Genomic DNA, 21125 nt, shown 5'->3' with positions numbered 1-21125 from the left:
CTAATTGATATAAAATTTATCAGGACTTCTGGTGAAGAGAGGTAAGTCCAGGCCAATTGACAAACTATAAAATATATCCATACGATTTACATCAGGAGCAGCCATCATATCGAAATTCAGATCACGTCTGTTTTTGGTAAATCCTTCAGTAATACTAAAAATAGCATGAAAACTACCCAGATTTTTATTGTTAAATCGGTAATAACCAACTTGCTGGATCAAGGTTGCTCCATTTGATAAACGATCATAACCTTTTGCATATTCACCTTCAATTTGATACAGAGGGCCAAAGCTATAGGTGTGAAAAATCTTATGTTGTAAAAATCCAGTACCAATTCCAATAATTAAACCTGAATTTGGATTGGGACCCAATACTGGTATGAGATAAGAGATTTTTGCGTCACAATTAAAACCTCGTAATTCTTGCGCAACAGGAACTAATAAGCCTTGGTTATCAATTAAATAACCTTCACTTGTACTAATGTTTGAAAATATATCATTTTCTTTTACTGTTGTTCCGAACATCAGGTTGGCTGATGTACCCAAAATAATATTGTTGCTGAACTTGAAAGAATAGGATATTCCAAGCTGTGAAAACCCTCCAAACCTATCAGCCATATCTTTATCAGGAATGCTGTAAGAAAAATCAAATCCAACAATTGACATATTTATTGATGAATCTTTGATGCTTGCTTGTCCAAAAGAAGTTGTAGTAATAACTAAAAATGAAAGGGAAATAAAAAACTTTAAGCGTACATTCATTTGATCTGAGATTAAAAATTCTTCGCAAATTTAACTATATATTTGCACATCTTATTTATTCTAAAATAATCTATCAGTAAAAATGAAAATTGCAGTTGTAGGAACAGGATATGTTGGTTTAGTAACCGGAACTTGTTTGGCAGAGTCAGGTAATACAGTTACCTGTGTGGATATCGATATCGATAAAGTTGAAATGATGAAGGCTGGGAAAGTGCCTATTTATGAGCCAGGTTTGGAAGTAATATTCGAAAGAAATATTAAACAAGAACGGCTGTTTTTTACAAATAATCTTAAAGAGGGAATTCAGGATGCAAAAATTATATTTTTAGCATTGCCAACTCCTCCTGGTGAAGATGGATCCGCTGATTTACAATATGTATTAGATGTTGCAGGTCAATTAGGATCTTTATTAGAGAATTACACAGTAATTGTAAATAAAAGTACTGTGCCAGTTGGTACTGCTGATAAAGTGATATCTAAAATTTCGGAAAATGCACTGGTGGAATTTGATGTTGTCTCGAATCCTGAATTTCTGAAAGAAGGCTTTGCTGTTGATGATTTCATGAAACCTGATCGCATTGTTGTTGGAACCCGATCCATGAAAGCCAGAGAACTCATGGATAAATTATATAAACCCTTCGTCAGACAAGGAAATCCTGTTGTTTTTATGGATGAGAGATCATCAGAGTTAACAAAGTATGCAGCAAATTCATTTCTGGCAACCAAAATTACTTTCATGAATGAAATTGCAAATCTTTGCGATTTGATGGGAGCTAATATCGATATGGTCAGAAGGGGAATTGGAACAGATGTAAGAATTGGAAAGCATTTTCTTTATTCAGGTATAGGATATGGAGGAAGTTGTTTCCCTAAAGATGTTCAGGCTCTTTCAAAAACTGCTAATGAATATGGTTACAATCTTGATATTCTGCATGCAGTAATGTCCATTAATGATAAGCAGAAAACTATTTTAATACCCAGAATGAAAGAACATTTTGGCGGATCTTTAAAAGGAAAGAAAATTGCTATGTGGGGACTGGCTTTTAAAGCCAACACGGATGATATTAGAGAAGCTCCATCATTATATATTATTGATGAGCTATTGAAAGAAGGAGCCGAAGTGCATGCATATGATCCTGAAGCCATGCCTAATATAAAAAAGGTAATTGGTGATAAAATCACTTATGGTAATTTCCAATATGATGTTTTAGAAGGAGCTGATTGTTTACTGATCGTTACAGAATGGCAGGCATTCCGAAATCCTAATTTTAGTAAAATTGCTTTAAATTTGAAAGAAAAAGTGATTTTTGATGGTCGTAACTTGTATGAGCATGAAGAATTAGCCGAGTTAGGCTTTACCTACTTTTCAATTGGAAGGAATAAAGCTTTTGAAGAAAGTCAAAAAAATAAATGAGTAATAGAAAAAAAAGAGTTCTCATAACAGGTGCTGCTGGTTTTATTGGTTCACACCTATGTGATAAGTTCATTAAAGAAGATTATGAAGTTATTGCAATGGATAACCTATTAACGGGTAGTTTGAGTAATATTCAACACTTGTTTAAATTAAAAGAGTTCTCATTTCATCATCATGATGTAAGCAAGTTTGTTCATGTGCCAGGTCAATTGGATTATATCCTGCATTTTGCATCACCTGCCAGCCCAATTGATTACCTGAAAATGCCTATTCAAACATTAAAGGTAGGCTCACTTGGTACGCACAATTTATTGGGTTTAGCATTGGCGAAAAATGCGAGATTATTAATTGCATCAACTTCAGAGGTGTATGGCGATCCACAGGTTCATCCGCAAAAAGAAGATTATTGGGGAAATGTAAACCCCATTGGTCCTCGTGGAGTTTATGATGAAGCTAAACGGTTTCAGGAAGCCATAACCATGGCTTATCATACTTATCATCAGCTTGATACCCGAATAGTGAGGATTTTCAATACGTTCGGTGAAAGAATGCGATTAAATGATGGACGCGCATTGCCAGCATTTATTGGTCAGGCTTTACGAGGAGAAGATATAACAGTATTTGGTGATGGACTGCAAACCCGTTCATTTTGTTATATCAAAGATCAGGTGGATGGTATTTACAAATTACTTTTAAGTGATTATGCTTATCCTGTAAATATTGGAAATCCTGATGAGATTACAATTTTGGATTTTGCCAAAGAGGTGATTGAATTAACAGGATCAAAATCTAAAATAGTATATGAATCTCTTCCTGTTGATGATCCTATGCAAAGGCGACCTGATATTTCGTTGGCAAAAGAAAAATTGGGTTGGACACCTCATCATACCAGAACAGAAGGATTGAAAAAAACTGTAGAATATTTCAAATCATTAGCTGAGTTTCAATAGATAATAATGAAGAAGATATTAGTAACCGGAGGAGCAGGTTTTATTGGCTCTCATTTAATTAAGCTTTTTGTCAATAAATATCCAGACTATCAAATTTGTAATCTTGATAAGCTTACTTATGCTGGAAATCTGGAAAATCTGAAAGATGTACAGAATAAGCCAAATTATGCATTTATTAAAGGCGATATTGTTGATTCAGTTTTTGTAAACGAATTATTTGAGCAACATTATTTTTATGGAGTCATTCACTTAGCTGCTGAGTCCCATGTGGATCGATCTATATTGAAACCAAATGAGTTCATTGAAACCAATATAGTTGGTACTTTCAATTTATTAAATGCAGCGAAAGTTTTTTGGGAAGATGAATCTGATCATATCTTTTATCATGTTTCTACTGATGAAGTGTACGGAAGTCTGGGAGACAGTGGGTATTTTGTAGAAAGTACAGCTTATGATCCTCGATCTCCATATTCTGCTTCAAAAGCAAGCTCAGATCATTTGGTGAGAGCCTATCATCATACTTATGATTTGCCTGTTAAGATTTCGAATTGTTCGAATAATTATGGGCCGTTTCAGTTTCCTGAGAAGTTATTACCATTAATGATCAACAATATTAAAAATAATAAGCCACTTCCTGTTTATGGGAAAGGTTTAAATATTAGAGATTGGTTGTGGGTAGAAGATCATGCAAGTGCTATTGACACAATATTTCACCAAGGGAAAGTAGGAGAGACCTACAATATTGGTGGAAAAAACGAGTGGAAGAATATTGATATAGTCAATCTTTTGTGTGAAATTATGGATCGCAAAATGAATCGTAAAAGTGGCGACTCAGCAAAGTTAATTACCTATGTAAAGGACAGAGCAGGGCATGATATGCGTTACGCAATTGATCCAACCAAACTGGAGACTGATTTAGGTTGGGAACCATCTATTACTTTCGAAGAAGGGCTTGAGAAAACAGTAGATTGGTATCTGGATAATGAAGAATGGATGGAGAGAGTTACTTCTGGGGCGTATAAAAGTTATTATAACGAGCAATATACGAAGAGGTAAGCCTACCACCAAGACACCAAGACACCAAGAAATATGAACAAAAGTGAATTGGATAAAATAGCAACAAAAGTTGTCAATGCAGCCTTTGAAGTTCATAAGGAGTTAGGCGCTGGTCTATTAGAATCAGTTTATCACATCTGTTTAGTAAAAGAGTTGAAGAATAGAGGATTAAAAGTTGAGTCCGAAGTGAGAATTCCGGTAGTTTATAAAGGAGAAACTCTTTCTAAGGACTTTTATATTGATATATTAGTTGAAGATGAAATTATAATTGAACTTAAAGCTGTTGAAATAATGCTTCCAGTTCATGAAGCGCAGCTGATAAGTTATCTAAAGCTTGCAAACAAAAAATTAGGATTTCTTCTCAATTTCAACGTTGATTTAATTAAGAATGGAATAAAACGGAGAATCAATGGTTATTTTAGTGAAAAATAAAACTGTGCCTTCGTGCCTCCGTGGTTAAACTCTAACCACCAAGACACCAAGTCACCAAGAATATGGAGAATAAAATAAAGTTAAATCTTAAATAATTAAATAGGAGAATTACGAAGAATCAATATTTATCTTCAATCAATTAAAATCCGTGCCTTCGTGCCTCCGTGGTTAAGCTCTAACTACCAAGATACCAAGTCAACAAGAATATAGAGAATAAAATAAAGTTAAATCTAAAATAATCAAATAGGAGAATTACGAAGAATCAATATTTATCTTCAATCAATTAAAATCCGTGCCTTCGTGTCTCCGTGGTTAAGCTCTAACTACCAAGACACCAAGTCACCAAGAAACAATAAAGTTAAAATGAATATTGGAGAATCAATGGATATCTTAAATAAAAACCGTGTCTTTGTGCCTCCGTGGTTAAGCATTTTATTATGAAAGGAATTATACTAGCCGGTGGAGCCGGCACACGATTACACCCATTAACTTTAGCAGTTAGTAAGCAGCTAATGCCTGTTTATGATAAGCCGATGATTTATTATCCATTGTCTATTTTGATGATGGCAAAAATTCAGGAAATTCTGATAATTTCTACTCCAGAAGATTTGCCAAATTTTGAAAGATTACTGGGAGATGGACGTAGTTTGGGATTAAAATTCTCTTACAAAGTACAAGAAATTCCAAATGGCTTGGCACAAGCATTTGTTTTAGGAGAAGAGTTCATTGGAGATGATGATGTTTGCTTAGTTCTTGGTGATAATATTTTCTATGGAAAGGAGTTGCCTCAAACCTTACAAGCTTGTAATAATCCGGATGGTGGGATTGTATTTGCCTATCATGTTGCTGATCCTGAAAGATATGGAGTTGTAGATTTTGATGAAAATAGGAAAGCATTAAGTATTGAGGAAAAGCCTAGCCAACCCAAATCGAATTATGCAGTTCCAGGTTTGTATTTTTATGATAATTCTGTGGTTGAAATAGCTAAAAATCTTAAACCTTCAGCAAGAGGAGAGTATGAGATTACCGATGTAAATAAAACTTATTTGGAAAAAGGAAAGCTTAAAGTTCAGGTGATTAGTAGAGGAACAGCTTGGCTCGATACTGGAACTTTCCACTCACTCATGCAAGCTTCTCAATTTGTTGAAGTTCTTCAGGAAAGACAAGGAATGAAGATTTCCTGCATTGAAGAAATTGCTTGGAAAATGGGGTTTATTAATTCAGATCAATTGCAAACAATTGCTGAACCCCTTGTGAAAAGTGGTTATGGACAGTATCTGTTGAATATGCTCAAGCAGGAAAGAGAGATGAAGAAATTAAAGAAATAACTATTTCTTTTTAAAATTGTTAATCGTTTTCCAAATGGCAAAACCAATTAGCAAAACGGATAATACCTTTACCACACTAGATATATCCTGAAAATTGACTTTGTTAAAAAGAGGAGCAATAACAACTGGAATAATAATGAGCGGTTTTAATTTCTCTAATCCATATTTTGTCCTGATCGGTTGTAAGATTAAATATACAATTACCACAATTGCAACAATATAAACTACTTCTGTATTCATATTCTCAACGTTAAAAAGATTAGAATGATCTCAAAATTATTCTTATTAATCAGAAAGTTTAGAACAATAGAATCATTCATATCACTGCTGTTTTTTGAAATCAAAAGGCACTTTAAATCCCATCATCAATTCCGAAGATTTTCCTCTAAATTGTTGTATTGCTGAATAACCCTTGTTCTGGTAAAACACCCATGTGTCAATTTGGTTTAATACACTTCCTGTTCCTAATGTATATTCTCCTTTCAAATATAAAATGAGATTTTTTAAAATATAAAAATCAATTTCAATACCAGTTGTGAGTGTTATTATATTTTTATTGGGTCTGGCGAATGTGATTTCCCTGTATAGTGAATCATTTGGATATGCTAAATTATATATGACTACATTGCCACTAAAAGATTCATAATCTCCCGTTATTCTTGAATGAAGTAAGTTCATGCCCAATGATGGAATAATGGTGAAACGGTTCAAAACGGATGGCAATTGATAATGATATTCAAATAGAAGAGGGATTTTGAATAGGTTTGATTCTCCAAACCTTGTTCCCCCACCATAAATTACATCATCTTCATCCATGATATAATACCGATTCCAGAAGTTCTGAGTAGAAATGCCAGTTTGTAGTCCAATATTCTCATGTAGTTTGACCCCAAAATTTATTCCTATTGTGAAATCGGCATAATTAAAACTTGGGAAAGCATAGCGTCCATTTCTTGATGTTATAACATCTTTGCTGGGGATTGAAGAATAATAACGCCACAAGGCACCTGCACCAAACCCTATGTAAAATCGTTTGTTATTTGATTCCTTTACACTTTTTATTCGTTCATTCTTCGTCTCTTTTCTGTAGGATGATTTCTGCCATATATTACTCAGCGGATACTCTAACCCAAATAGTAGCTTTAAATTATTTCCATTTGAAATTAATGACGCTTGTTTCTCAGGTCCACTATTAGTCGAATAAACAATGTTAGTTTCTATCAGTTTGAAAAAGCCACTTTGATAGTTAATAGAACTGGTTAGTCGAACATCTGATTTAAGCTTTAATTTTAACGAGAGTCCAGTTTCTTGCATGAAAAATAATTTTCTGAATCCGGTCAGATCCTGATGAGTTATTTTTAGTGTATCAAGTGGAGAATTTCTTATAGTCGTGCCAGAGCTCTCGCTAAGAAAATCATCATTAATATTGAAGCTAAAACCAATATGAGGAGTGAAAAATAATTTGTCTTTTATAAGGGGAAATGTATATTTAAATCGAAAAGGTATTTGGTAACAAATCAAAGTATTACTGGCCATAATATGAAAATACCCATCCCTTGTATTCGGACCACCATAATATGTAAAACGTGAAAATCCTGTTTCTATCTCAAAACTCTTTTTTATTTCCTGAGCAATTTTAAAGGAAAACATTGCTCCGGGAATTGGTGGATTCCATAGCAAATCACCTTCATCATATAGAGTGTAAAAGTAGGCTTGTAAACCAACTTCAGCTCCAATTTTGGTTTCTAATTGACTAAATGATTGAAAAGTGAATACTGAAAGAAGCAATACAAAGAATAGTTTCTTCATTTTATTAGCTTTTTAACTTGGATGGCATAAATACCACAAATTATAAGCCAACAACAGTATAAATTCTAAAGAATCTCTAAAGCGCTTTCAACACATTCTCAATAGCAACTTCTTTGCTTATTTCAACTAAGAGTTCATTAACCGAAACACGTTTTTGTGCCATCGTATCTCGATAGCGAACGGTAACCGTATTGTCTTCCAAACTTTGTCCGTCAACAGTTATAGCATATGGAGTTCCAATAGCATCTTGCCTTCTGTACCGCTTACCAATACTATCTTTTTCATCGTATTGACAATTGAAATGGAATTTAAGCTCGTTGTAAATCTCAATTGCTTTTTCATCCATTCCATCTTTCTTAACTAAAGGAAGAATGGCCACTTTATAAGGGGCGAGTGCAGCAGGAATTTTCAGAACGGTTCGTTCTGAGCCATCTTCAAGCTTTTCTTCAGTAAATGCATGAGATAAAATGCTTAGAAACATCCGGTCCAATCCAATAGAAGTTTCAACTACAAAGGGAACATAACTTTCTTCTAATTCATTGTCGAAATATTGTAGTTTTTTACCGGAGAACTCTTCATGCTGACTAAGATCAAAATTAGTTCTAGAATGAATCCCTTCTAATTCTTTAAATCCAAAGGGATATTTGTATTCAATATCTACAGCTGCGTTCGCATAATGTGCTAGTTTATCGTGTGTATGTATTCTATAGTTTTCCTCAGGCATACCAAGGGCTTTGTGCCACTTAAGTCTTGCTTCTTTCCAATACTCAAACCATTTCATTTCTTCTCCGGGACGAACAAAAAATTGCATTTCCATTTGTTCAAATTCGCGCATACGAATAATAAACTGGCGAGCGACAATTTCATTGCGGAAGGCTTTTCCAATCTGTGCTATTCCAAAAGGAATTTTCATTCTACCTGATTTCTGTACATTCAGGTAATTAACAAATATTCCTTGAGCTGTTTCAGGTCTTAGATACAATTCACTTGCACCATCAGCTGCAGCTCCCATTTGAGTAGAAAACATCAGGTTAAACTGGCGCACATCTGTCCAGTTTCTTGTTCCTGAAACAGGGCAAGCTATTTCCTGATCAATAATAATTTGTTTCAACTCATCCAGATTATTCTCCTCCAAAGCTTTCACAAAACGATTTCTAATTGCATCTATCTTTTCCTGATTTGCTAAAACACGAGGATTTGTTTCCCTGAATTGAGATTCATCAAATGATTCTCCAAAGCGTTTTGCTGCTTTATCAACTTCTTTATTGATCTTTTGTTCAAACTTATCAATCTGACCTTCAATTATTTCATCAGCTCTATAGCGTTTTTTTGAATCTTTATTGTCAATTAAAGGATCACTAAAGCCGTCCACATGTCCGGAAGCTTTCCAGACTTTTGGATGCATAAAAATGGCTGAATCAATTCCAACAATATTTTTGTTTAACTGAACCATTGACTTCCACCAATAGCTTTTAATATTATTTTTCAATTCTGCACCAAGCTGTCCATAATCATAAACTGCAGCTAGTCCATCGTATATTTCACTTGATTGAAAAACGAATCCGTATTCTTTACAGTGACTAATTATTTTTTTTAAATTGTCTTCTTGATTTGCCATAATTATTGTTTCTAGTAACTGGTTTATTATTACTTCTCAACTGCTTTAATAAAATTATTCAGCATTTTTCCTAATGTCTCAGTTCGAGAATGAATATCCTCATAAATTGCTTTATTTGTTAATGATCCTGTTTCAAATAGTGTTTCCAAGTGATCTAGCGTTTCATCATTTGAAGAAATTGAAAGTTTAAGAATCTAATATAATCATTTCTGTATCTTCTTCTTCTATATCCTTCAACAATGTTGGATCTAACTGATTTGCTTGATCTGCGAATTTGACTTCCTTCCTCATACATTTCAAATTTAGCAGCTCAGTCAGTGTCATTTTATGAATTTGAATTAAGTTTTCTTTCGCAAGTTTCCAAATTTCAAGATTTTTATAACTCATAGCTTAAATTTATCGATCTACCAGCAGCCAGCAACTAGATACCAGTATTATACGTTAAACAAAAAATGCAACTGATCCCCATCCTGCACAATATAATCTTTGCCGACTACATGAAATTTGGCTGCGTCTTTACAAGCTTGCTCTGTTTTTAACTCCACATAATCTGTAAATTTTATCATTTCAGCACGAATAAAGCCTCTCTCAAAATCTGAGTGAATGGCACCGGCAGCTTGAGGTGCTGTGCTGTTTTTAGGTGTGGCCCAAGCTCGTACTTCCTTTTTACCAACAGTGAAAAATGTGATCAGGTCCAGTAAATGATAAGCAGAATGAATTAATACATTTACTCCAGGTTCTTTCAATTCATACATCTCCATGAATTCGTTTCGCTCCTCGTCATCTTCAATTTCAGCTATTTCTGCTTCCAGCTTTGCGTTTAAAATAACAATTTCGGCATTTTCCTCTGCAATTGACTCTTTCAATGCATCAACATGCTTATTCCCATTTAATCCGGCATCATCAACATTGGCTACATACAGAATTTTTTTCCCTGTCAAAAATGAATAATTCTTCAGCATTTTCCATTCTTCAGGAGTGAATTTCATTTCTCTAACAAATCCTCCTTCATCCAAATGCTCTTTGACTTTCTCCAATAGCTGAATTAATTGGGCTATTTTTTTATCACCTCCCTTGGCTGCTTTTCTATTACGTTCAATTGATTTTACAGCAGTCTCGAGATCTTTTAACTGTAATTCAAAATCAAGTTCTTCCTTATCTCTAACAGGATTTACAGATGTGTTAATGTGAACTATATTGTCATTATCAAAACAGCGAATGACATGAATAATTGCATCGCTATGACGAATGGAATCTAAGAATCCATTTCCCAAACCTTCGCCTTGACTTGCTCCTTTTGCTAAACCTGCAATATCAATAAACTCAACTGTATTGGGTGTTGTTTTGTGTGGCTGTTCCATTTCGCTCAACTTGCTCAATCTGCTATCAGGAACATCTACCACACCAATATTTGATTCGGTTGTTGTATAGGGGAAATTTTCAATTGCCGTTTCATTCCCGGTTAAGGCCTTAAATAATGAGGATTTTCCCACATTTGGCAATCCAACTATTCCACAAGGTAATACCATAAATCCATTTTTTTAGAAAGTGCAAATTTAAGCTATCCTATTGGCATATGCTTGGTTTTATTTGGAAATAAACTTAAAAAAACGGAGAGTAAAAAAGATTAATTTGTCGAATTAATCTCCTTATAAATTTTTACATTCGTGAGGTATAATTTAAATCAACTAATTATTGCTGGCTGCTAAATTTATTCAAAGGAATCAGTAATATTTCAATACAATAACTATGACAAGTGTATTAGGACATCTCGAGCCAAAATCAGTTTGGAAATATTTTGAAGAAATCTGTAAAATCCCTCGTCCATCCAAAAAAGAGGAAAAAATAATAGCCTATTTAGTAGACTTTGCTAAGGCGCAAAAGCTTGAGTACAAAACAGATGACCTCAACAATGTTTTGATTTCGAAACCAGCAACAAAGGGTTTTGAAAATAGGAAAACAGTTGTTCTACAATCGCATCTGGATATGGTGGGTGAGAAGAATTCAGATACAAAACATGATTTTGAAAAGGATGCTATCCTTCCTCGGATTGATGGTGAGTTAGTTTATGCAACAGGAACAACTCTTGGTGCAGATGATGGAATTGGCATTGCAGCTCAAATGGCAATCCTTGTTGCAGATGACATTCCTCATGGACCAATTGAGTGCTTATTTACTGTAGATGAAGAGACTGGTTTAACAGGAGCATTCGGATTACAGCCTGGTTTTTTTGAAGCAAAAACTTTAATTAATTTGGATTCAGAAGATTGGGGTGAAATCTTCATTGGATGTGCTGGAGGTAGGGATACTAAAGCCGAATTTACATTCACAAAATATCCTGTTCCTTGCGCCATGTCCTTTTACCGTATTGCAGTAACTGGATTACAAGGAGGACATTCAGGAGATGAGATCCATAATGGTTTAGGAAATTCAATCAAAATTGTTAATCGTTTTATACTCGAAACAAGAGAAAAATATAGTGTTTTTGTTGCAGATATAAATGGTGGTAATGCGAGAAATGCAATTCCACGTGAAGCATTTGCAACTCTTTTAGTAAATGAAAAACATGCTGCTGATTTTGAAGATTTTGTTAAAATATTCAACAAAAACCTAAGAAATGAACTTTGTGTAACAGCTCCCGATTTAAAAATCGAAGTGGAGAAAACGGAGAAACCAGAGTTTATTATTGATCTTACCACTCAGGCTAAACTCAGTATGGCCATTGCTGCATGTCCTCATGGAGAGCAGGCTTGGAGTCAAACATTAGATAATTTAGTTGAAACGTCAACGAATTTAGCCACGATTAAAACAGAAGGAGATAAAGTATTAATTGGAACGAGTCAGCGAAGTTCAATCCAGTCAAAGCTGGATGATATGGTACATACTGTGCAATCTGTTTTTAAGTTAGCAGGCGCAAAAGTGATTTCCTCAGATGGCTATCCGGGTTGGGAACCCAATCCGGATTCTGAAATAGTCAGAATTAGTGAAGCTTCTTATAAACGCCTATTTAATTCAGATCCAGAAGTGAAAGCCATACATGCAGGTCTGGAATGTGGACTTATTGGTGTGAAATATCCCGGTATTGATATGGTTTCTATTGGACCAGATATTAAAGGAGCACATACTCCAGAGGAGAGAATCAATATTCAAACAACGATTGATTTTTGGGAGTTGCTTCTAGATATGTTGAAGAATATTCCTATAAGATAGTGTAGGACCGAATTTCCTGCCAGAAGTCAGGCTGGTATTCGGTCTTTGTCCGATTGAAAATCGGACCTACAATAGTTGATCTAAGACTGGCAGGTTTTATATATCATAGCAAACGAAACCATGAGTTTTGAAATTGACCAGACCTATCTGGTTGAACAAAACCTGATAGGTCGAAAGGAGAAAGTCTTTTGCCAAAAGTTTATTGTTTATTCAGTTGTTCAACCTAACAGGAGCAAGGCCACCTGTTAGGTTAAGTGTATTTCTTATTAAATCATTGATGGGGAGGAGCATTATTTGAGGATGATAACTGTTCTTTAGTCGTAGGCTGACTTAAAGTCGTACTACGACATATGGATCAAACCTCACCGGTTTCATTTACAAGTGAACTACAAAACAAGATTTTTGGATTGCACGAACGTAGGTCCGATTTGAAATCGGACTTTTTTCTTCATATTTGACCGAACATAATTCGGTCCTACATTAATCACTCGAAAATTATTGTCTTGTAAGTGATTTTAGTCGTAGGCCAACTTCAAGTCGCGCTAAGACTGATCCTGAAAAGAATCAGTCCTATCTGGTTGAATAAAACCTGATAGGTCGAAAGGAGAAAGTCTTTTGCCAAAAGTTTGTTGTTTATTCAGTTGTTTAACCTAACAGGAGCAAGACCACCTGTAAGGTTTGAATGAGTTATTCTTAGTCTGTAGCGCAGGCCTTTTGAGCGTTGGGGACTAAGGATTGAATAGAAAAAAGCATTGAGCTAGTCCGATTGCAAATCGGACCTACATTAGTTTTTAAATATCTCCTTATTCAATACCCCATACCCATTAAAGCTGCTACGTGCGGTGAAAAGTATTGTTAGGATAACAGAAACTGTTGTAACAACAAATATGGCTATAACGATTGTTATTTGATATTTTACAGCCAGCATTGGACTTGAACCTCCAAGTATTTGTCCAGTCATCATACCCGGAATAGACACAATCCCAAAGGTTGCCATGCCTGCAATAAATGGATTAACCGCGCTTTTAAAACCTTCACGGAAAAAGGGAAGGATAGCTTCCAGTCTGGTTGCTCCCAGTGAAAGTTGGTACAGGTATCTATTCTCGTTACGCTTAATACTTTTATAAAAACTACTAACACCCACAATATTACTCCGCAGAGAGTTCCCGAGTATCATTCCACCAATCGCAATAAGGTATTTAGCATCAAAAATATTTTCAAGATTTAGGATGACAATATTGAAAAAGAAAACAATAGATAGCGTTGTAATAGCTAAACTCATAAAACTTGGGAAGAGCAAAACTTTGTACTTTAAATCAGAATTGCGAATCATAGAAACTGAAGCTACCAGAATCATGAACATTAGCCAAGCTATATTTATTAATGAATTATTTAATTCGAATAAATATTCAAGGAACAATCCCACAAGTATCAATTGAATGCCCATTCGGAAAGAAGCAATCAATGTGCGTTTGATAATTCCGATTTTAAACCACCACGAAAAGACAATAGGAATTATGATCAAGGCAAAGCCTATAATCAGGGGAAGTGTATTTATATCTACTGTTTTCATTCTAATTAATGCCTAAAGTTTGGAGTGCCTAAAATGCCTAAAGTTTGTAGTATATCATTTTTTTAACTCTAGGCACTTTTAACTTTAGTTCACTTATTACTTTTTAATCTAAACTCTTTTACTCCATTTCGATTCAACCATTCCTTGTCATGACTAATTATAATGGCAGTGTGCGTGCTTTGAATAAAATAGTCAATAACAGTTTCCTGTGCTTCTGCATCTAAACCAGCTGTAATTTCATCCAGAAAGAAAAAATCTCGATCCAATAAAATAGAAATAATAATAACAACCCTTTTCTTTTCCCCACCTGATAATTCTTCAAAATCCTTGTTTAGGGTAGATTCATCTAACCTAAAGTCATGTAACAGTTTCGTAATTCTGCTTTCTTTTGGTTTCTGCTTGATGTTAGCTTTCAAAGCGAAAATATCCTCAATTAATTGACTTACTTTTCCTTCTCCTATATCGCTGTCCTGAGAAATATAACCAATGCTTCTCCTGAGTTTCCAAATGTTTTGGGTTGAAATAGTTTCATCATTAAATTTTATTTGCCCCTTAAACTCAGGGATAAAACCTAAAATAAGTTTGAGTAAGCTGGATTTTCCAATTCCAGATGGTCCACTAATAACAAGCTTTTCCCCTTTATTAATGGATAGATTTAAGTTTTCAAACAATGTTTGATCTTTAAATCCCAGGCTAATATTTTGTAGCTCCAAATAAGGCACTTTGCTTATTTCTTAATTTTTCTAACAGCGTCAATGATAGTTCCATCAACCCATTTTATGGCTGCCACAACTTCTTCCTCAAACTCAATTTTGGCTGGAACTCCACAAATATCTTCAGCTTCTTTTTTCAATTCTTTAATTGTTTTTATGGGTAAACCAGAATCTTTTGTTGCTTCAATCAAATCTTTTCGCAGTGGATTGATAGCAATTCCTCTTTCAGTAACAATCACATCAATCAATTCACCTGGTCCACACACCGTAGTCACTTCATCACGAATAACAGGAATTCTATCTCTAAAAAGTGGAATAGGCAAAACAACAGTTTTTGATAATAAACAATTTTGCCAACCTCCAATTCCGTGAAGAAGTACTCCATCGGAATGAGTTACCACATTAGCATTAAAATCCAGATCAACTTCTGTTGCTCCCAAAATAACAATATCTACTAAGGTATTGAAGTTTCCTTTTCCATGATAATTATAGGATGTGAATGGACTGGTATCTGTATGATTTGGATTTTCACGCATAGAACGAACGCCTTCCAAATCAAAGGTTTGTCCATCAAGGATGTAATCTATCAAGCCTTCCTCTAACATTTGAACGAGGTATTTATTGGAACCACCACGAGCAAAACGAGCTTTTATGCCTCGCTCACGCATAATGTCTCCAAAAAAGTTCCCGATGGATAAAGCTGTACCACCAGCACCAGCCTGGAAAGAAAATCCATCTTTAATCAATCCTGCTTTGTCACAAAACTTTGCGGTCAATTCAGCTAAGAAAAGACGGTCAGGACTTTTTGTGATTTCCGTTGTTCCGGATACGATTTTTTCAGGTATTCCAACTTGGTCAACTTCCACTGTATAGTCGACATTGTTTCCCTGAATTTGCCATGGAATACAGGGGAATGGAACCATATTATCAGTTACCACAATAACTTTGTCGGCATATTGGGAGTCTGCAAGAGCAAAACCCAACAATCCACAGGCAGAAGAACCATTTACACCATTGGCATTGCCAAATGGATCAGCAGTAGGAGCTGCAATAACAGCAATATCAATATGAACATCTCCGTCTTGAATAGCCTGATATCGTCCTCCATGCGAACGAAGGATTCCTGTACCCTTCATTTTACCTTCTGAGGTAAATCGACCCAGAGGACCATTCATACTACCTTCGATATGGTGAATAACACCTGATTCTAAATATTGGATTAAATGAGCATGGCAAGGGAATGATGCCGAAGGAACCCAAACTAAATCTTTGAGACCCATTTCAGCAGCAATATCAAATACCTGATTGGCAATGATATCACCATTCCTGAAATGATGATGCGTGGAAATAACCATTCCATCCTTTAATCCAGATTTAACTAATGCATCTTTTAAACTTGGCTGACGTTTATCTCCATCTGCTGGATAATCGGCAACGCTTCTGATAGGAAGTTGTGCTTTGAAGCCTTCAGGTTTGTACTTTCCAACTCCCTGAAAAGGAATTTGCTTTTTACCATTTATTTCGACTGGAACTAATCTTCCAATGGCATTTTTAACGAGTTTCATGATGTTGTTCTTTAAATACTATTATCAGATTCTTTCCAGTTTTTATCTAATTTTCCCAGTAAAATTGCTGTTTCAATTAATTTGAGAGCTCTTTTTACCACAGGAGGATCAATCATTTTTGAACCTAAAGAAACCACTCCTAAACCTTTTGCAGTAGCATCATCAAATGCTAATACTATTTTCATGGCTTTTTCAAGTTCATCCTGATCAGGAGCATAAAATTCATGTATCACAGGAATTTGTCTAGGATGGATACAGCCCATTCCTTCAAATCCTAATCCTTTTGATTTTAGAATATTCTGTTTTAATGATTCCATGTCATCAACATCTGAAAATACAGAGTCGATCGCTTGAATACCTGCTGCTTTTGCTGCATTTACTAAAACTGATCTGGCATAAAATGATTCGTTTGCTTCCAAGGTTCTTTTTGCTCCTAGATCAGCCGTATAATCTTCTAGACCAATAGCAAGCGAAACAATATTATCTGATGCTGTAGCAATTTCATAAGCCTTAATAACACCTAAAGCACTTTCAATAATTGGCATATACCAAATAGGGTAATCAATTCCTTTTTCTTGTTTGATTTGAGCTATCCTCTCATCAACTTGTTGTATTTGTTCTGCACTTTCCACTTTTGGAATCAGAATCAGGTTTACATTATGAGGAATAATGAAATCTAGATCTTCAAGTCCAGTCGGAATCTGGTTGATACGCACCATTCGTTCCACGCCATAAAAATTGCATGAGCGTAAGGCATTTCTTACCAGATAACGCGCATCATGTTTTTTATCCGGAGCAACGGAATCTTCCAAATCCAGAATAATTCCATGCGCTTTATGAATTCCGGCATTTATAAATAATTTAGGAGTATTGCCTGGCAAGTATAATCTTGAAAAGCGTATCTGATCTTTTTCAGTTTGATAAATATTAGGTTCAATTATATCAAGTAGATATTCTTTATCCTGCTTTTTAAGTTTTTGGATGGCCGCTTCTAATCGAGCTGCTATTACAAATTCAAGAGCTCCTTTATCTTCAATATATACGATTGCATTTTCAATCTCAAAATGAGCAAGTACAGAATTGGCTAGAGATAATATTGAATCTCCATATAGCACATCAACTTTGCTTTTAAGCTCAATTTGAAGTCCTCCTGATTGTGTAAGTTCTATTTCAACATAACAATCTGACTTAACATCATCTCCTTTATTGCCTGAGCAAACCTTTAATTGACTCATTATAATATTTTAAACGATTTAAAACGTAGTTGAATACTAGGCCAAATTATCAAATACAAATGAATTGAGATATGATAAAGAGAAAAAACTTAAAATGCTTAAATATCACTTTGATAAGAATTAAATTCGTGGGAGTTTGAATTCAATTTTTTTAGGTGAACCATAGTATTAGCAGAAGGCGTTTTGTTTATTATATCAGTTTGTTAGCTGTTATTATACAGTTGCCAATTTCCGCTTGTAAACGGATACTTCATCTCGGAAATTATAATCTTTCTGATGAAGAATTATTGACTTTGAATCGGATATTAAATCTATTGTTACCTGAAAATGAAAATTCTCCTGGAGCCAATTCTATTTCAGCATTAACTCATATCAAATCTGTCTTGACAGACAATACAATAAAATCATCTCAAAAGCAAACCATAAAGAATGGTATTCGATGGGCTGATGATGTATCTAAAAGGCTTTTTGATAAAGAGTGTAGAGAACTGCAAAATATGAACATTGAGGAAGTATTGCGAGAAATGGAAACGTTTAAAAAGGGAAAGAAGTTTTTGTCTTTGCTATTGACATACACTTTTGAAGCAATGCTGGGTGATCCTATTTATCAAATAAACGATGATCAAAAAGGCTGGAAATGGCTTCATCATATTCCCGGAAATCCGAGACCAAGTTTAATGAATAAATACAAGCCCAATGAGTAAATACTTTGATGTTTGCATAATTGGAAGTGGGGCAGGAGCAGGACCTATTGCTTATGAAATGGCAATGACTGGTAAAAGTGTTGTTGTTATCGAGAAAGGGGGCTGGTATAATGAACAGGATTTTTCTAAAGATGAGATAGGAACATGTAGAAGAGACCATTATGTGCCTAAATTAGAAGATGAACCTCACGTAATTGAAGATTTTATTAAAGGAAAGTGGAAAGCAGAATCAAATGCAATATCAGGTGGAAGTTTTTGGAATGGGAATATTGTAGGAGGTTCCTCCAATTTTATGAGTGGCTATTTTCATCGGATGAAACCTGTTGATTTCAAGCTGCTTTCTGAATTTGGTGCAATTGAAGGTGCAAATGTGGTAGATTGGCCAGTTTCCTATGAAGAAATGGAGCCTTATTTTGCTAAGGTTGAAGAAATTGTTGGGATTTCTGGTAAAGTAGTTAATCATCCTTCACAGGAGCCACGCTCAACCAAAGACTTTCCATTTCCTTCAATGATAGATCATCCTTTTGCTAATTGGATTGATGAGTCGTCTAAAAGATTGGGTTATCATCCATTCCCTATGCCAAGAGCCATTTTAACGAAAGCACATAATCAGCGAAACGCTTGTTATTATTCTGTGTTTTGTGGTAGTTATGGATGTAATTCAGGAGCAAAAGGAAGTTCACGTGCTGCACTCTTGGATGTGGCATTTAGAACAGGAAATTGTGAAATCAGACCTCACTCAATGGCCTACAAACTTGTTTCAGATTCTAGTGGAAAAGTAACAGAACTTGAATATTTTGATAAAGAGGGAATTGTTCAAAAAGTACATGCGAAAGCGTTTGTGGTAGCTTGTCAAGCAATAGAATCGAGTAGACTATTGCTCATGTCTGTAGGGCCAAAGCACAAAAATGGTTTGGGAAATAATTCAGGACAAGTTGGGAAGAATCTTATCTTTTCGGCAGGAGGAATTGGCAGAGGTGATTTTTATTTCAAGGATTTTACTGAATCACAGGTTAAAGAGTTACAAACACGAGGGCCATTTGTGAACAGAGCTTTGCAGGATTGGTATGTAATTGATGATCCAAAATTAGGCCGGATAAAGGGTGGAACCGTAGATTTTTTACATGAGCATCCTAATCCAATTCGAAAAGCAAATAAACTTAAGTATGGAGATCAGGGTAAATTAGTATGGGGTCAGGAATTGAAAGATAAACTCGAGTTTCGTTTTAATGAAATGAAGCAATTGCAGTTTGAAGTATTCAATGATTGGCTGCCGACTGATGATTGTTTTGTATCACTTGATCCAAAAGTGAAGGATAAATGGGGGTTGCCAGTGGCAAAAGTTCGGATTGGAAATCATGAACATGATATTAAAGTTGGAAAATATCTGGCAGAAAAAAGTGAGTTACTTTTAAAAGAGATGGGTGCTCGGAATATTACTTCCAGCATCAGTGGTTCTCCACCACCGAACTTAATGGCAGGAGGGTGTAGGTTTGGAGATAATCCGAAATTTTCGGTTTTGAACAAAAATTGTCAGCTACATGATGCTGAAAACGTATTTGTAACAGATGGCAGCTTTATGCCAACAGGAGGTAGTGTAACGTATACATGGACAATTTATGCAAATTCATTTAGAGTAGCTGATATTATTAAATCCAGCCTGTGAAGAGAGCAAAAAAAAACTGAGAACTAGCTCAGTTTTTATTATTCTGGATTAAGAATTTTTATTCGCCTTCTCCACATTTACCTTCACCACACTTGGCTTCTGCTTCTTCAGTAACTTCACCTTCTGGAGCTACATCAGCATCACCTTCTCCACATTTGCCTTCTCCGCATTTACCTTCACCACATTTGGCTTCTTCTTCAGCAACTGCTTCAACATCAGCTTCTGCGTCAGCGTCTTCTATTGTTTCTTCAGTAGCATCTTCATCTGCATTATCGCAAGATGTCATTATAGAAGTAGTAAATGCAACCATTGCAAAAACTGCAAGGAATGCGAATAGATTTCTGAATTGTTTTTTCATAATGAATTATTTAGGATTATTTATTTATGCGAATATAGAGATGTTTAAAAGAAATTCAAAGTAATTTAGAAATAATCTTAATAGAAGTATATTCTAATTAGTGTGAATCAGCTTTGAATATTGTTGATTGTTCTTAATAAACACCAGATTATTAAGTCCTTATGATGTTATTTGGGCTAAAAAAATCAAAATATGTTATGAATTGATAGCTTGTTTTAGTCTAGCTGAGAAATAATTGTAGTAAGTTGATGCATCTTCTCCTTTCCTTTCAATTATATTATCATGACTTAAAACAAAAGTTGAATGCTCTCCAAATATTCTTGAAAAATATATTTCAAATTCCTCTCCTTGCTTATTTTGCATAATCAGATAAAGAAGCTTCGGATTTACCTTTTTTGCTTTCAATTCTTTAAAACAGATAGGACAATAAATATCGAATTCCTCCCCTTTCTCAAAATCAATGGTTTCGTGATAACGCAGCGAATAATTACCTACCTGCGGGTCTAAAATTAAAAGTCCATTGTGTTTAGTTTTGTGAGATTTAATGGTGAGAATTAGCTCATTATCGATTTTGAGCTGTGCCCTGCAATGCGGACATAAGTAATTCATTTCCATAGCATTGTTTTTTTGATTTTCAAATGTTATTACAATATACAATATACATTTTAGATAACCAAATATTTAGATTATAAAATTTGCAAAATGTTTTTTGACTGCTAAGAATTACAGCAG

19 protein-coding genes and 1 pseudogene are annotated in these 21125 nt (G+C 34.9%); 8 read left to right on the top strand and 12 right to left on the bottom strand.

The window, feature by feature from the left end:
- Positions 1–762 carry a hypothetical protein gene (locus HOG71_10810; protein ID MBT5991327.1) on the bottom strand — a complete coding sequence of 254 codons (762 nt, stop codon included), beginning with the start codon at positions 760–762 and terminating at the stop codon, positions 1–3.
- Between the two features lie 82 nt (positions 763–844).
- On the opposite strand from HOG71_10810, the gene HOG71_10805 reads away from it, so the two are divergent.
- From HOG71_10805 to rfbA, 5 genes are all read left to right on the top strand, one after another.
- Positions 845–2176, top strand: a complete 1332-nt coding sequence (locus HOG71_10805; protein ID MBT5991326.1) for a UDP-glucose/GDP-mannose dehydrogenase family protein — start codon at positions 845–847, stop codon at positions 2174–2176.
- Positions 2173–3126: an SDR family oxidoreductase gene (locus HOG71_10800; GenBank protein MBT5991325.1), complete on the top strand. Its 954-nt coding sequence runs from the start codon at positions 2173–2175 to the stop codon at positions 3124–3126. Before HOG71_10805 ends, HOG71_10800 begins: the two co-directional genes overlap by 4 nt.
- Before the next feature lie 6 nt (positions 3127–3132).
- Positions 3133–4182 (top strand): dTDP-glucose 4,6-dehydratase, encoded by a 1050-nt coding sequence (gene rfbB / locus HOG71_10795; protein ID MBT5991324.1) that lies wholly within the window; start codon positions 3133–3135, stop codon positions 4180–4182.
- A gap of 33 nt (positions 4183–4215) precedes the next feature.
- Positions 4216–4614 carry a GxxExxY protein gene (locus HOG71_10790; protein MBT5991323.1) on the top strand — a complete coding sequence of 133 codons (399 nt, stop codon included), beginning with the start codon at positions 4216–4218 and terminating at the stop codon, positions 4612–4614.
- Between the two features lie 437 nt (positions 4615–5051).
- Positions 5052–5942: a glucose-1-phosphate thymidylyltransferase RfbA gene (gene rfbA / locus HOG71_10785; protein MBT5991322.1), complete on the top strand. Its 891-nt coding sequence runs from the start codon at positions 5052–5054 to the stop codon at positions 5940–5942.
- Here the strand turns inward: rfbA and HOG71_10780 are convergent, their stop codons facing one another.
- The 5 genes and pseudogenes from HOG71_10780 to ychF form a co-directional block, all read right to left on the bottom strand.
- Positions 5943–6182, bottom strand: coding sequence for a hypothetical protein (locus tag HOG71_10780; protein ID MBT5991321.1), 240 nt, complete (start codon positions 6180–6182; stop codon positions 5943–5945).
- 81 nt (positions 6183–6263) lie between these two features.
- Positions 6264–7751 carry a hypothetical protein gene (locus tag HOG71_10775; protein ID MBT5991320.1) on the bottom strand — a complete coding sequence of 496 codons (1488 nt, stop codon included), beginning with the start codon at positions 7749–7751 and terminating at the stop codon, positions 6264–6266.
- Positions 7752–7827: 76 nt separating this feature from the next.
- Complete coding sequence (locus tag HOG71_10770) at positions 7828–9369, bottom strand: glycine--tRNA ligase (protein MBT5991319.1); 1542 nt, start codon at positions 9367–9369, stop codon at positions 7828–7830.
- A 29-nt stretch (positions 9370–9398) separates the two neighbouring features.
- Positions 9399–9756: pseudogene (locus tag HOG71_10765) on the bottom strand (four helix bundle protein).
- 47 nt (positions 9757–9803) lie between these two features.
- Positions 9804–10898, bottom strand: a complete 1095-nt coding sequence (ychF, locus tag HOG71_10760) for a redox-regulated ATPase YchF (GenBank protein ID MBT5991318.1) — start codon at positions 10896–10898, stop codon at positions 9804–9806.
- Positions 10899–11118: 220 nt separating this feature from the next.
- On the opposite strand from ychF, the gene HOG71_10755 reads away from it, so the two are divergent.
- Entirely contained in the window at positions 11119–12579 is a 1461-nt protein-coding gene (locus HOG71_10755; protein MBT5991317.1) for an aminoacyl-histidine dipeptidase, read from the top strand.
- 784 nt (positions 12580–13363) lie between these two features.
- On the opposite strand, the gene HOG71_10750 is transcribed toward HOG71_10755, so the two are convergent.
- The 4 genes from HOG71_10750 to HOG71_10735 all read right to left on the bottom strand — a co-directional run bounded on the left by HOG71_10750 (position 13364) and on the right by HOG71_10735 (position 17665).
- A complete protein-coding gene (locus HOG71_10750) occupies positions 13364–14152 on the bottom strand; it encodes an ABC transporter permease (GenBank protein MBT5991316.1) in 789 nt (262 codons plus the stop codon).
- Between the two features lie 89 nt (positions 14153–14241).
- Positions 14242–14823: an ABC transporter ATP-binding protein gene (locus tag HOG71_10745; GenBank protein MBT5991315.1), complete on the bottom strand. Its 582-nt coding sequence runs from the start codon at positions 14821–14823 to the stop codon at positions 14242–14244.
- 56 nt (positions 14824–14879) lie between these two features.
- The gene (gene citF, locus HOG71_10740; GenBank protein ID MBT5991314.1) at positions 14880–16430 is read right to left on the bottom strand and encodes a citrate lyase subunit alpha; all 1551 of its coding nucleotides are present in this window, start codon (positions 16428–16430) and stop codon (positions 14880–14882) included.
- An 11-nt stretch (positions 16431–16441) separates the two neighbouring features.
- Positions 16442–17665, bottom strand: coding sequence for a citrate lyase ACP (locus HOG71_10735; protein MBT5991313.1), 1224 nt, complete (start codon positions 17663–17665; stop codon positions 16442–16444).
- A gap of 155 nt (positions 17666–17820) precedes the next feature.
- Between HOG71_10735 and HOG71_10730 the strand changes: the two genes are divergently transcribed.
- Both HOG71_10730 and HOG71_10725 read left to right on the top strand, forming a co-directional pair.
- On the top strand, positions 17821–18369 hold the full coding sequence (locus HOG71_10730; GenBank protein ID MBT5991312.1) for a hypothetical protein: 549 nt from the start codon (positions 17821–17823) through the stop codon (positions 18367–18369).
- Complete coding sequence (locus HOG71_10725) at positions 18362–20035, top strand: GMC family oxidoreductase (protein MBT5991311.1); 1674 nt, start codon at positions 18362–18364, stop codon at positions 20033–20035. Before HOG71_10730 ends, HOG71_10725 begins: the two co-directional genes overlap by 8 nt.
- Positions 20036–20093: 58 nt before the next feature.
- Here the strand turns inward: HOG71_10725 and HOG71_10720 are convergent, their stop codons facing one another.
- Positions 20094–20393, bottom strand: a complete 300-nt coding sequence (locus HOG71_10720; GenBank protein ID MBT5991310.1) for a hypothetical protein — start codon at positions 20391–20393, stop codon at positions 20094–20096.
- A gap of 195 nt (positions 20394–20588) precedes the next feature.
- Complete coding sequence (locus HOG71_10715) at positions 20589–21008, bottom strand: hypothetical protein (protein MBT5991309.1); 420 nt, start codon at positions 21006–21008, stop codon at positions 20589–20591.
- Between the last annotated feature and the right edge of the window lie 117 nt (positions 21009–21125).

The sequence above is a fragment of the Bacteroidota bacterium genome, from assembly GCA_018698135.1.
In the GTDB taxonomy this organism is placed as follows: domain Bacteria; phylum Bacteroidota; class Bacteroidia; order CAILMK01; family JAAYUY01; genus JABINZ01.
This window is presented reverse-complemented; position numbering and strand designations above follow the sequence as displayed.

Excerpts from the sequence above, each read along its gene's own strand:
- citF (MBT5991314.1), bottom strand. The coding sequence starts at position 16,430 with ATGAAACTCGTTAAAAATGCCATTGGAAGATTAGTTCCAGTCGAAATA.
- HOG71_10725 (MBT5991311.1), top strand. The coding sequence starts at position 18,362 with ATGAGTAAATACTTTGATGTTTGCATAATTGGAAGTGGGGCAGGAGCA.
- HOG71_10800 (MBT5991325.1), top strand. The coding sequence starts at position 2,173 with ATGAGTAATAGAAAAAAAAGAGTTCTCATAACAGGTGCTGCTGGTTTT.
- HOG71_10790 (MBT5991323.1), top strand. The coding sequence starts at position 4,216 with ATGAACAAAAGTGAATTGGATAAAATAGCAACAAAAGTTGTCAATGCA.
- HOG71_10755 (MBT5991317.1), top strand. The coding sequence starts at position 11,119 with ATGACAAGTGTATTAGGACATCTCGAGCCAAAATCAGTTTGGAAATAT.
- rfbA (MBT5991322.1), top strand. The coding sequence starts at position 5,052 with ATGAAAGGAATTATACTAGCCGGTGGAGCCGGCACACGATTACACCCA.
- HOG71_10720 (MBT5991310.1), bottom strand. The coding sequence starts at position 20,393 with ATGAAAAAACAATTCAGAAATCTATTCGCATTCCTTGCAGTTTTTGCA.
- rfbB (MBT5991324.1), top strand. The coding sequence starts at position 3,133 with ATGAAGAAGATATTAGTAACCGGAGGAGCAGGTTTTATTGGCTCTCAT.
- HOG71_10735 (MBT5991313.1), bottom strand. The coding sequence starts at position 17,665 with ATGAGTCAATTAAAGGTTTGCTCAGGCAATAAAGGAGATGATGTTAAG.
- HOG71_10770 (MBT5991319.1), bottom strand. The coding sequence starts at position 9,369 with ATGGCAAATCAAGAAGACAATTTAAAAAAAATAATTAGTCACTGTAAA.
- HOG71_10810 (MBT5991327.1), bottom strand. The coding sequence starts at position 762 with ATGAATGTACGCTTAAAGTTTTTTATTTCCCTTTCATTTTTAGTTATT.
- ychF (MBT5991318.1), bottom strand. The coding sequence starts at position 10,898 with ATGGTATTACCTTGTGGAATAGTTGGATTGCCAAATGTGGGAAAATCC.
- HOG71_10715 (MBT5991309.1), bottom strand. The coding sequence starts at position 21,008 with ATGGAAATGAATTACTTATGTCCGCATTGCAGGGCACAGCTCAAAATC.
- HOG71_10805 (MBT5991326.1), top strand. The coding sequence starts at position 845 with ATGAAAATTGCAGTTGTAGGAACAGGATATGTTGGTTTAGTAACCGGA.
- HOG71_10750 (MBT5991316.1), bottom strand. The coding sequence starts at position 14,152 with ATGAAAACAGTAGATATAAATACACTTCCCCTGATTATAGGCTTTGCC.
- HOG71_10780 (MBT5991321.1), bottom strand. The coding sequence starts at position 6,182 with ATGAATACAGAAGTAGTTTATATTGTTGCAATTGTGGTAATTGTATAT.
- HOG71_10775 (MBT5991320.1), bottom strand. The coding sequence starts at position 7,751 with ATGAAGAAACTATTCTTTGTATTGCTTCTTTCAGTATTCACTTTTCAA.